Origin of the sequence: Brevundimonas abyssalis TAR-001, from assembly GCF_000466985.1 — a bacterium.
Lineage (GTDB): Bacteria > Pseudomonadota > Alphaproteobacteria > Caulobacterales > Caulobacteraceae > Brevundimonas > Brevundimonas abyssalis.
Genome location: NZ_BATC01000081.1, coordinates 1 through 9,534 on the forward strand (window position 1 = coordinate 1; position 9,534 = coordinate 9,534).

15 protein-coding genes are annotated in these 9,534 nt (G+C 69.0%); 1 reads left to right on the plus strand and 14 read right to left on the minus strand.

Annotation, left to right across the window (positions count from 1 at the left end):
• Positions 1–107 precede the first annotated feature (107 nt).
• From MBEBAB_RS13770 to MBEBAB_RS13805, 9 genes are all read right to left on the minus strand, one after another.
• Entirely contained in the window at positions 108–338 is a 231-nt protein-coding gene (locus tag MBEBAB_RS13770) for a hypothetical protein (RefSeq protein ID WP_021698596.1), read from the minus strand.
• Positions 335–493, minus strand: coding sequence for a hypothetical protein (locus MBEBAB_RS16730; RefSeq protein ID WP_021698597.1), 159 nt, complete (start codon positions 491–493; stop codon positions 335–337). Before MBEBAB_RS16730 ends, MBEBAB_RS13770 begins: the two co-directional genes overlap by 4 nt.
• A gap of 248 nt (positions 494–741) precedes the next feature.
• Positions 742–1,398: a lytic transglycosylase domain-containing protein gene (locus MBEBAB_RS13775; RefSeq protein ID WP_021698598.1), complete on the minus strand. Its 657-nt coding sequence runs from the start codon at positions 1,396–1,398 to the stop codon at positions 742–744.
• Positions 1,386–1,961 carry a S26 family signal peptidase gene (locus tag MBEBAB_RS13780; protein WP_045319410.1) on the minus strand — a complete coding sequence of 192 codons (576 nt, stop codon included), beginning with the start codon at positions 1,959–1,961 and terminating at the stop codon, positions 1,386–1,388. Before MBEBAB_RS13780 ends, MBEBAB_RS13775 begins: the two co-directional genes overlap by 13 nt.
• On the minus strand, positions 1,954–2,196 hold the full coding sequence (locus MBEBAB_RS13785) for a helix-turn-helix domain-containing protein (RefSeq protein ID WP_021698600.1): 243 nt from the start codon (positions 2,194–2,196) through the stop codon (positions 1,954–1,956). The genes MBEBAB_RS13780 and MBEBAB_RS13785 overlap by 8 nt, the downstream gene beginning before the upstream one ends.
• A gap of 133 nt (positions 2,197–2,329) precedes the next feature.
• Complete coding sequence (locus MBEBAB_RS13790; protein ID WP_021698601.1) at positions 2,330–2,656, minus strand: DUF736 domain-containing protein; 327 nt, start codon at positions 2,654–2,656, stop codon at positions 2,330–2,332.
• Between the two features lie 656 nt (positions 2,657–3,312).
• Positions 3,313–3,588, minus strand: a complete 276-nt coding sequence (locus tag MBEBAB_RS13795; RefSeq protein WP_021698602.1) for an HU family DNA-binding protein — start codon at positions 3,586–3,588, stop codon at positions 3,313–3,315.
• 92 nt (positions 3,589–3,680) lie between these two features.
• Positions 3,681–4,028 carry a hypothetical protein gene (locus tag MBEBAB_RS13800; protein ID WP_021698603.1) on the minus strand — a complete coding sequence of 116 codons (348 nt, stop codon included), beginning with the start codon at positions 4,026–4,028 and terminating at the stop codon, positions 3,681–3,683.
• Entirely contained in the window at positions 4,025–4,519 is a 495-nt protein-coding gene (locus MBEBAB_RS13805) for a Ros/MucR family transcriptional regulator (protein ID WP_021698604.1), read from the minus strand. The genes MBEBAB_RS13800 and MBEBAB_RS13805 overlap by 4 nt, the downstream gene beginning before the upstream one ends.
• A gap of 327 nt (positions 4,520–4,846) precedes the next feature.
• Here MBEBAB_RS13805 and MBEBAB_RS13810 point away from each other — a divergent pair, with 327 nt between their 5' ends.
• Positions 4,847–5,638, plus strand: a complete 792-nt coding sequence (locus MBEBAB_RS13810; RefSeq protein ID WP_021698605.1) for a phytanoyl-CoA dioxygenase family protein — start codon at positions 4,847–4,849, stop codon at positions 5,636–5,638.
• Between the two features lie 83 nt (positions 5,639–5,721).
• Here MBEBAB_RS13810 and MBEBAB_RS13815 read toward each other — a convergent pair whose 3' ends face one another.
• The 5 genes from MBEBAB_RS13815 to MBEBAB_RS13835 all read right to left on the minus strand — a co-directional run.
• A complete protein-coding gene (locus MBEBAB_RS13815) occupies positions 5,722–5,907 on the minus strand; it encodes a hypothetical protein (RefSeq protein WP_021698606.1) in 186 nt (61 codons plus the stop codon).
• Positions 5,908–5,966: 59 nt separating this feature from the next.
• The gene (locus MBEBAB_RS13820; protein WP_021698607.1) at positions 5,967–7,787 is read right to left on the minus strand and encodes a ParB/RepB/Spo0J family partition protein; all 1,821 of its coding nucleotides are present in this window, start codon (positions 7,785–7,787) and stop codon (positions 5,967–5,969) included.
• 96 nt (positions 7,788–7,883) lie between these two features.
• Positions 7,884–8,363 carry a hypothetical protein gene (locus MBEBAB_RS13825; RefSeq protein WP_021698608.1) on the minus strand — a complete coding sequence of 160 codons (480 nt, stop codon included), beginning with the start codon at positions 8,361–8,363 and terminating at the stop codon, positions 7,884–7,886.
• A complete protein-coding gene (locus MBEBAB_RS13830) occupies positions 8,360–8,758 on the minus strand; it encodes a DUF2958 domain-containing protein (protein WP_021698609.1) in 399 nt (132 codons plus the stop codon). The genes MBEBAB_RS13825 and MBEBAB_RS13830 overlap by 4 nt, the downstream gene beginning before the upstream one ends.
• Positions 8,755–9,534, minus strand: a 780-nt coding sequence (locus MBEBAB_RS13835; RefSeq protein ID WP_045319411.1) for an ArdC family protein, incomplete at its 5' end; no start/stop codon positions are given. The genes MBEBAB_RS13830 and MBEBAB_RS13835, both read right to left, overlap by 4 nt.

Sequence of the window (9,534 nt, forward strand, 5' to 3'; positions counted from 1 at the left end):
TTCCCCCACGTGAAGCCCCTCCACGCCGCCCCTTCACACGGCCCGCGCTCTCGCCATGCAAGGCGGAGACGACGCCGACGCGCCGCCTCCCCTCACCCCCCAGTCGTCTAGGGGTCGGGACCCTCCAGACGCTTGGCCAGCGCCTCGATTTGCCAATCGAACAAGACATCGAACAACATGCAAAGGTAGAGGTCCTCATTGATGCTGTGTCGTTCGCGTGGTGTTTTCGCCGCGCGAAACTCAGCCTCAAGCGCCGCCACATCGGCCGCCAGCCGGGCTTTCGCCGCCAACAGCCGGGCGTGTTCGCGCCGGTCGTCGGCCCGGTTACGGGGGCTCATCGCCCCCGCTCCCGGTCAGCGTCGGCGGCACGTCGCCGGTCCGCGCGTTGCGCTTCCGCCGCCTTCAACTCGGCCTCGATCTGGCGCAACTCGCGCGGGTCGCTGACGCCGCGAAGCTCGGCGCGCAGTTCCTCGATATGGCGTTCAAGGGTCATCATCGTCTCCTGTTTTCTGGAAAGGATGGAGACGTTTTCCGGGGTGGAGCGGGCCGGGTCAGGGACCGCGCAGCGGCCGCGAAGCGGCGATGGGGGAAACGATTTTGCGTCAGCAAAATGGTGGGGCCCCGTCGTCCTTGACGCGGCGTGTTCCGGCCCGGATGCTGGGAAGTCCTGAGCAGATACTTTCCTCTCCGCAGGGCGCGCAGCCATCGGAACGAGCGCGTGTGATCCCCTCGCCCTGACGATCAGCGGTCGCCGGGTTCCCGATCCCTGAGTGGAAAAAACAGGTCGCCCGCCGGCGTGGTTTCCGATTCGTCGGGAAGCGGACCGGAGCCATTCGACACGGTGAAGAACAGCCGTGTTCCCGACAGGATCGCGGGCGGCATCGCGGCGTCCGCCGGGGTCCGGGCGAGCTGCGCGATGTAGGCGCGCGTCTCGGCCGGAAGCGGCCGCCCGGTGCGCAGATGCTCGGCGTAGCGCCCCGGCCCGGCGTTGTAGGCGGCGAACAGGCCCGGATAGCCGAAGCGGTCGTGCATGGCTTTCAGATAGGCCGCGCCCGCCATGATGTTGTCGCGCGGATTGTGTGGATCGGGGCCGAAGCCGTGTTCGCGGCGCAGCTCCGCCCAAGTGCCGGGCATGACCTGCATGAGGCCCATGGCGCCCGCGTGGCTGGTGATCGGACGGCCGTTCAGCGTGGTGCGGCCGCCGCTCTCGGCCTGCATCACGGCGGCGATCCACGCCTCGGAGACGCCGAACCGCTCGGACGCCTCGCGGATGTAGGGCCGCCAGTGCTCGACCCGTGGGGATGCGGCGACAGCCTCGGCCGCAGGCGGCTCGGCGTCCAGCGCGGCGGGCTGCGCCAGCGCCAGCGCGAGCGCAGCGGCGAGGCTCAGCGGACCCATAGCGGGCGCGCCCGGCCGATGATCGCGGCGGCCTCGACTGGCCCGAAATAGCGCCCGTCGAAGGAGTCCGGCGCGTCCATCAGCAGCAGATACTCGCCGTCGCGAAGGGGGCGGCAGTCCCGCCACCACGGCAGCGGACGCCCTTGCGGATCGGCGGCGCGGCGGCGGGCGACAGGGCGGCCGTTCACATAGACCGTCTCGTCCAGGGCGCAGACATAGTCGCCCCGGACGGCCGCGACGCGCTTCAGCAGCGGCACGTTGGCGGGCAGATAGCGCCGCTCGGCGGCGAGCCAGCGGACCGCCTCGGGCGCCTCGGCCAGCACCATGTCCCCGGCCGACACCGGCGCGCCGGGATGGACGCGCCACAGGCCGACCGGCGCGCTGGCGGACGGATTCCACATCAGGCGCGGTGCAGGCGACAGGCCGTAATGGACCCCGGCGGCGAGCCCGATCAGGGCCAGTCCGGCGGCCATGGCGGCGAGCCAGCGGCGTCTGCGGCGGCGCTGGTGGCGCGCCAGCGGCGGCTGCCAGCGGACGATCGGTTGCGGTCCGAGCCTAGGCATCGGACCGCTCGCCGCGCGTCTGGCGGTTGCGAAGCGACCATTGGTCGAGGTCGTCGATATGGTAGCGGATGAAGCGCCCGTGATAACGGAAGCGCGGGCCGCCGCCGTGCTTGCGCATCATCTCCAGCGTCGTGCGATGCAGACCGATATAGAAGGCCGCCTGCTTGGTGTTGAGGAACGGGCTGCCGCGCTTGGCGCGTTCGGCGCGGGCGTTGGCGTCGTCGGACTCGGACATGGATCACCTCCTGACGGGGCGATGCTGGCGAGCCGGGAGCGCGTGCGGGACGCACGAAAAGGCGGGTCCGGGGATTCGTTCGGGCGCGGAAAAAAGCCCCCGCGCCGGAGCGCGGGGGCGTGGAGGCCGGGCCTCAGTCGGCCGGGTTCCAGATCAGGGCGAACACGTCCTCGTCGTCCTGTCCGGCGGCGCGGCCGAGGTTGACGTAGATCCGGCGCGGCCCGAGTTCGGGAGCGGCGAGGCCGAGCGAGACATACTCGCGGCGCGACTGCTCGCCGGTCTTGATCCAGCCCGCGCCCAGTTCGACGTTGCCGCTATAGACCCGGTAGTCGGGCTGGTTGTCGGCGGCCTTGGACCCGTTGGGCACGATCCGGAGGGGCGCGTTGATCGCGAGGGTGCGGACCGCGCCTTCGTAGGCGCCGGTGTCGCGGTCGAGTTTGACATAGCCGATGGCTGACATGGTGGTGTCCTTTCGCTGTGTCGCCGGGGCCGATCCCCGGCGATGGGACGACCGTGATGAGCCGCGCCAGACAGGCGCCACCGAAGGGCCTTAAGGCCCGGTGCGAAGGGCTTTTTTGTGCGCGAAGCGCCCGCGAGGAGCCGCGCCAGCGGCGGGGAAAAAAGCCTGCGCGCAGCGGTTGCCGCCCGGCTGGCCCGGATCATAGGTCAAGTCGCCATGCCGAGGGATTGAGCCTTGGGGACCCCTGCGCAAAGGCGCCCCATCCTTTCACGCTGTCGGCTGTGTCGGACTCGGCCGCCCAGGCCCCGGCGCCTGCGAAGCGGCGGGGGCCGCGCCCCGCGATCCCATCCACCGCTCCGGCCCAACCGTTCCACGGCCGCCCGCGACCGGACCGCCTGGCGGTGCTTTCGCCCCAGCAATGTCGCGCTGGGCCGGTGCGATCGGGACCGCGTGGCGGTCGCCCACATAGCCCTGTGTCTCGCCGGTCGCGCGGGTCGCGAACCTCGGACCCGCCCCTTCCGCCTGCAACCTCGGCCGCGCCGCCGGGCAGGTCCGCGAGACCTACGCTCCTGATCCCGAACCGGGTTCGCTGAGGTTCGTCCGTCCCGCCCCCGCGCCGGAGCGCGGGCGTCGGATTCCGCACCTCGCTGCGTGAATCAGCCGTTCAGCTTGTCCTTGACCGCCTTGGCCGGGGCGAAAGACAGCTTCCGCGACGCCGCGATCTGAATCGTAGCGCCGGTGGAGGGGTTGCGGCCTTCACGCGCGGGAACGTCCCTCACCTTGAACTTGCCGAAGCCGTTGAGCGAGATTTCCTCGCCTGCGGCGGCGGCGTCCCCGATCGTTGAGAAAACGGCGTCGACGAGCTTCCTGGCGTCGGCTTTGGTTAGGCCGTGCTGGGAGGCGAGGTGTTCGGCAAGGTCAGTGTTGTTCATATCGGATAGTCCTTAGAATTTTGGCCCGTTCGGGCGGCGCAAGCCATAAAAGGTGGCGCGACCGTCAACAAGGCTGGCGCCGAACCGAACGCCTAGCCGCAGCTCACCTTTTCGATCCGGCGCGTGGCCTCGTCATGCTCGATGTTGAGACGATCCGGCCGGAAGTCGTCGGTCCTGTCGCAGCTGGTGCAGACCACGCGCCACGTTTCGCTAGGGGGCGCATCGGGCAAGCTGTCGACCGACTGGCCGATCCAGTCCTGACGTTCCGATGCGCGGCACTGGTCGGCGGGCGGTGGTTCGGCCGGGCCCGCCGTTCCCGGCGCGGCGGGCGCGACAGGTTCGCGCGCGGAGACCTCGGCGGGCGCGGCGGGCTGCGCGGTGCAGGCGGCGAGCGCGAGGGCAGCGAGGCCGCCAAGCGCGGCGAGACGGTTGCTCATCATGTCGATGTCCCCGCCTTGGCCGCCTTGGCGCGCGGCTTGCGGCCGGCCTTGGCCGGAGCCTTGGCGGGCGATTTCGAAGGAGTTTTGGCCGTCGGTTTACGGCCGAAGCCGAGCGCCTTGGCGAGCGCGCTTCGCTTTTCCGAATAGGCGGGCGCGACCATCGGATAGCTCGCCGTTAGACCGTAGCGGGCACGGTATTCTTCCGGCGTCAGGCCGTGAGTGTTCAGGTGGCGGGTAAGCGACTTGTAGGGCTTGCCATCGATGAGAGAAACGATGTGGTCGCGGCTCGCCAGCGACTTGCGCACCGAGACGGCGGGAACGTGGGTTTCGGCAGGCTCGTCCTCGTTGCCCAGCCCGGAAAGGGTCTGGTGGATCGAGGCGATCAGGCCGGGCAGCAACTCGACGCTCACGGAGTTGTTGGCCACATAGGCGGTGACAAGATCGGCGGTGAGGCCCACCAGGTCGGGTGCGGGCGCAACGTCTTCTGTCATCGGGTCCCCCAATTCGGAAAGAGACGATGCTAGCCAACCAGCGCCTTGCATCCAAGCCGGGAGGCGATCCGCGGCGACGGAAAAGCTTCTACGCCGCTGCCTATTCTCCATGACGGAGATACACCATCACCGATGCCGCCGAGACGCGGCCAGCGCTCCATCACGGGCCCTTGAACTCATCCGCGACCAAGCATAGGTGATGACCATGAAGTTCATGTCCACATTCTTCCCGTTGATCTGAACGACTGAAGTCGTGCCGGCGCATCTGCGCCGTTCAGATCGAGACGGCCCTGCCGATGCAGCGGCCGAGCGGAGAATGTATTTCCAATGCCGAGATCCAAGCATGTCGGCCTGACCTCCGGTCAGGTCCTGAGCTTCATTGACGATGGTTTCGTCAAAGTCGAAAACGCCTTCAGCGCCGACCTGGCGAAGCAAGGTCGGGACGAATTGTGGGCCGATCTCGGTCTGTCGCCCGACGAACCCGAAAACTGGACGCAACCCGTTGTGCGGGTCGGGTTCAAGTCCTCTCCCCCCTTCATCGCAGCCGCGAACACGCCGGAACTGCGCAAAGCCTACGATCAACTCGTTGGGAAAGACCGCTGGCTTGCTCCCAAGGGTGTCGGGACCTTCCCGATCCGCTTTCCCTCGTCAGAATCCCCCGGTGACGAGGGCTGGCATGTGGACATGAGCTTCGGCGTGGAGAATCCGGATTTCATGGAGTGGCGGGCGAACGTGAAGAGCAGCGGGCGCGCCTTGCTGATGCTGTTCCTGTTTTCGGATGTCGGTCCCGATGATGCGCCGACAAAGATACGAAAGGGGTCACACGCGACCATTGCGCGCCAGTTGCTGCCCTACGGCGATGCGGGCGCGACGCTCAGGCAGCTTTCCGCTGACGGCTACGCCTCCACGGAAGATTGCGATGTTGCGTTGGCGACAGGTGCGGCGGGCACTGTCTATCTATGCCATCCCTTCATCGTTCATGCGGCGCAACCTCACCGAGGGGAACGACCGCGTTTCATGGCGCAGCCGCCGCTGCTGCCGAAGGGTGAGCTTGATCCGGCGCTGCCCCCCTCGCCGGTGCAGATTGCTATCCGTCAGGCCTGTGGGCTGACGCACTAAGCCGGGCGATCCCATGAAGAAATGCGCCGCCCGCGCTCCCGCGAGGGAGCCGGGCGGCGCGCGATTTTTCGGGGCGGGCGGGTCTAGAAGCCGCCCACCTGATCGAGCGGGATGGGCGTCAGCAGCAGGGTCCAGGCCCCGTCCTTGCGGCCGAGGATGCCGCCGCCCACCGGCTTGTCCTCGTCGTCATAGACAATGCGGGCCTCGCCCACGGCGGGGTCGATCCTCTGGAGCCGGGCCAGATGCGCGGCCAGTTGTGCGATGGTCATGGGTCGATCCTTTCGGGAAAAAGGGACCGGAGGGCGGCGGACCGCCCCTCCGGTTTCAGTCACGCCGCGATGGCGAAGTCCGGGGTGTCCGGGGCGCTCGCGGGTTCGGCCGGGGCCGGAACGGCGGGCCTCCGAACCCGCCGCAGGAGCGGCTGGACCGCCTTGTGGCTGTCCAGTGTGGGGAACGGCCGCCCGGCGTAGGCGGCGGGCGGAAAGGCCAGCCACTTCGGCGTCCAGCCCTCGACCTTGGGCCGGTCGCCCGTCCCGGCCAGATGGTCGCGGATGATGCCGAGCTGGGTCCTGACCTTCTCGGTGACATTGCCGTCCGCGACCGGCTTGCCGCCCACGTCCTTGAGCATTGCGTTGGCCACCTCGCGGTCGCGGATCAGGTCGAAGAACACATCGTCCGCCGTCCACAGTTCGGCCATGTCGGGCTTGAGGTAGGCCCCGACCGCCTCCACGGCCTCGCCCCCGGCGGCGAGGCTTTCGCCCATGACCACGGCGGCGACGGTCATCACCTCCGCGTCGGTGAGCGCCAGCAGCCGCGCGAAGACGGCGGCCGCGTCTTCCTCGTCGTTGTAGTAGCCGCCGAGGATCACGGTCGGGTCGTCGGGCGAGCGTTTCAGCAGGGCCAGCGCCTCGCGGCGGCGGGCGTCGAAGCGGGTTTCCGCCGCGCTCGTCTCGACGCTTTCGGTCACCGCCTCGTTGCGCGCCCGCTGGTCTTCGACCTTGACCGTCCACAGGCCCGCGCTGGTGACCGCATGGGCCACCATCAACCGGAAGGCCACGCCGGGGTGATCGGCCATGACCGCCCGGACCGCCGCGTGGCGATGCAGGTCGATGTATGCCTGCAAGCTGCTGGTGGTTTCGGGCCGCCCGGCTCTGGCGGCGGCGCGGTCTTCCTCAGTCTGCGCGGCGCGGGCGGCGTCGGCGCGGGCGCGCCGGGCCTCCTTGCCGGTCAGCCAGCCCTCGTGGACGTTCACCTCGCCGCGCCCGGTGACCGAGATATAGACCCGGCCGCCCCGATCCTTGGGCGTCTTCTCATGGTCGTAGCTGTGGAAGTAGTCGCCCACGTCCTTCACCTCGACCGCGTTCCAGCCGTCTTCAAGGTAGCGGTCGCGGAGTGCGGCCACCGCCCGGTTCTGCTCGGTCCAGAACAGGTCCGGGTCCTCGAAATAGCCGTCCTCCCCGAACAGGTCGGTCGTGATCCGGCCGGGGTAGGCGGCGAGGTCGAAGATCGCCACGGTCGTCGGGATCGACTGGCCGCCGAACAGCCACGCCTTCAACTGCGAGCCGGTGGGCGCGTATTGCTCCGGGTCGCCGTAGAGGGCCAGCCATTCCTTCTGCCGGGCCTTGGAGGCCAGAGTCAGATGGCGGATGGTCGGGACGTCGATGGCCTTCTGGCTGTAGAGCGACCGGACGCGGGGCAACAGGTTGCCCAGGGCGAGAACCTGCCGCACTTGCAGATTGGTCATGCCGAAGGTCTGGCCGATCTGCTCCACCGTGCGGCCTTCCTTCACCAAGCGGGTGAAGGTGTGCCACTCGGTCACCTCGTCGGCGTCGCGCCGGGCGAAGTTCTCCAACAGCGAAGCCTCGATGGCGGCGGCGTCATCGCCCGGCTCCATCACCGCGCAGGGCAAGGGGCCGTGATCGACGCCCTCGTCCAGAACGATGGCGTTGGCGGTCCAGCGGCGCGCGCCCGCGACGATTTCGCCCTGATCGGGTTCGCCGCCCTCGACCGGGCGGACGATCAGCGGAACGATCACGCCCCGTTCGCGGATGGAGGGCAGGATGTGCGACACGTCCGGGGCCTTCTTGCCGTAGTGCATATTGGCCTTGGAGATCGACAGCTTGCCTTGGTCGTAATGTGCGAGTTTCATGTCAGTCTGCTCCTTCATGGGAGTGGACCGGCCCCGTCCGCCTGATCTTTCCTAGGGATGACGGGCGGGGCCGGGTTGCGCCGGGATTGGCGCGGGTCATCCGCCGCCCGGTGGGGCGGACGGAAGCTCGGGAACGGGGTCGGGCGGATGGTCGGGCCACGGCCCGTAGCGGAAGGTCAGCGCCGGGCGGCCCTCGGGGTCAGGCTCGGTGTCCTCCGGTTCGGCGCCCTCCACGTCATAGTCGCGGATCAGGACGCGGCAGGGCGTTCCTTCAAAGGTCACCTCATGGATGGCGCCGCCCTCCATGATGATCGTCACTGTGGACGGCTCCCCGGCCTCGGTGAAGCGGTCGGGGATCGGCAGGAGCGGGTTGCCGTCCCGCCATGCGCCCTCGGTCGCGGCGTCCGCGAAGATCGGGCCGGTTTCGTTGTCGGAAGCCCAATCGTCGCGCTCGGCCGCCGCCGCGATGGCGGCGTCAAGCGCCGCGTCCAGCGCCGCGTCCAGCGTGGCCGCCTCGACGGTGACGCGGGTGTATTCATAGGCCGCGCAGGCGCATTCGACGGTGTAGCGGGTCATGTTGCGCCCCCTTTCGGCAGGGCGTGCAGCAGGCCGATGCCTTCCATGATGGAGCCGGTGCGGCGCGCCGCGTCGGCGTAGGTCGAGAGCGGGAAGCGCCCTTCAAAGAACAGGTCGCGCTCGATGCCGAGGCCCAGCGGCAGGCGGACGCTCGCCAGTTCGGACAGGCTGACATAGCCGAGTTCGGGAGCGCCGAACCCAAGGTCCGCAAGGCCAAACATCAGGTCGCCGTCCGGGTCGATATCGCTGATAAGCCATGTCGCCGCGCCGCAGGGATTGAACAGCTTCACGACCGGGACGTGATCCGGTTCGCGGCGGTTCTCGCGTTGCGCCGCGCGCAGGGCATGGTTGTTGGCCAGCAGGCGCGCGCGCAGTTCGGAGGTCAGCAGGATCATGCCGCGATCCTTTCCTGCACGGAGGAATGGGATTGCCGCGCGGCGGCGGGCTGGCCCTCGGGCGCGCCCTCGAACGCCAGCAGGAAGTCGGCCGCCTTGCTGGCCTGACTGGCGGCGCGGAAGATGGCGCGGTTATCCTCGCGCAGCACGTCGAGCCACGATCCGAGATAGTCCGCATGGCGAACGGTCGGGACCACGCCCTTGGCCGCGCAGACGAAGGCGGACCCCATTTCCGCGACAAGCTCCTCGCGGGCGTAAGCGGGACCGCCGCGCCAGCCGGACAGGTCGCGGTCGAGCCGCGCGCGATGGCCGGTCCAGTGGGCCAGTTCATGGAAACAGGTGCGATAATAGTTGATCTGCTCGCGGAAGGCCGGTTGCGGCGGGACCTGGATGAAGTCCGGGCCGGGCGCGTAGAAGGCGCGCTCGCCGCCGATGCGGAAGTCCGCGCCGGTCGCGTCTATCAGCGCCTCGGCGGCGGGAATGATCTGGCGTTCCGGCAGGGGCGCGGGTTCGGGGGCGAGCCGGTCCAGCCCCTCGCATTGGGCGAGGTTGAACACGGTGAAGCGTTTGAGGAGGGGCACCACGCGGGCGTTCTCGCCCGTCTCGCGGGCGCGTTCCTTTTCGGCTTCGGGGGTGAAGCGGTCGGCATAGACGACGGTGGTTCCGCGCTCGCCCTTCCTGACCGCTCCGCCCGCCGCCAGCGCCTGCTTGAAGGTCAGCCAGCCCTGCGAGGGATAGCCGCGCTCGATGACCGCGCCCCACAGCAGCAGGATGTT

Excerpts from the sequence above, each read along its gene's own strand:
- MBEBAB_RS13770 (WP_021698596.1), bottom strand. The coding sequence starts at position 338 with ATGAGCCCCCGTAACCGGGCCGACGACCGGCGCGAACACGCCCGGCTG.
- MBEBAB_RS16730 (WP_021698597.1), bottom strand. The coding sequence starts at position 493 with ATGACCCTTGAACGCCATATCGAGGAACTGCGCGCCGAGCTTCGCGGC.
- MBEBAB_RS13775 (WP_021698598.1), bottom strand. The coding sequence starts at position 1,398 with ATGGGTCCGCTGAGCCTCGCCGCTGCGCTCGCGCTGGCGCTGGCGCAG.
- MBEBAB_RS13780 (WP_045319410.1), bottom strand. The coding sequence starts at position 1,961 with ATGCCTAGGCTCGGACCGCAACCGATCGTCCGCTGGCAGCCGCCGCTG.
- MBEBAB_RS13785 (WP_021698600.1), bottom strand. The coding sequence starts at position 2,196 with ATGTCCGAGTCCGACGACGCCAACGCCCGCGCCGAACGCGCCAAGCGC.
- MBEBAB_RS13790 (WP_021698601.1), bottom strand. The coding sequence starts at position 2,656 with ATGTCAGCCATCGGCTATGTCAAACTCGACCGCGACACCGGCGCCTAC.
- MBEBAB_RS13795 (WP_021698602.1), bottom strand. The coding sequence starts at position 3,588 with ATGAACAACACTGACCTTGCCGAACACCTCGCCTCCCAGCACGGCCTA.
- MBEBAB_RS13800 (WP_021698603.1), bottom strand. The coding sequence starts at position 4,028 with ATGATGAGCAACCGTCTCGCCGCGCTTGGCGGCCTCGCTGCCCTCGCG.
- MBEBAB_RS13805 (WP_021698604.1), bottom strand. The coding sequence starts at position 4,519 with ATGACAGAAGACGTTGCGCCCGCACCCGACCTGGTGGGCCTCACCGCC.
- MBEBAB_RS13810 (WP_021698605.1), top strand. The coding sequence starts at position 4,847 with ATGCCGAGATCCAAGCATGTCGGCCTGACCTCCGGTCAGGTCCTGAGC.
- MBEBAB_RS13815 (WP_021698606.1), bottom strand. The coding sequence starts at position 5,907 with ATGACCATCGCACAACTGGCCGCGCATCTGGCCCGGCTCCAGAGGATC.
- MBEBAB_RS13820 (WP_021698607.1), bottom strand. The coding sequence starts at position 7,787 with ATGAAACTCGCACATTACGACCAAGGCAAGCTGTCGATCTCCAAGGCC.
- MBEBAB_RS13825 (WP_021698608.1), bottom strand. The coding sequence starts at position 8,363 with ATGACCCGCTACACCGTCGAATGCGCCTGCGCGGCCTATGAATACACC.
- MBEBAB_RS13830 (WP_021698609.1), bottom strand. The coding sequence starts at position 8,758 with ATGATCCTGCTGACCTCCGAACTGCGCGCGCGCCTGCTGGCCAACAAC.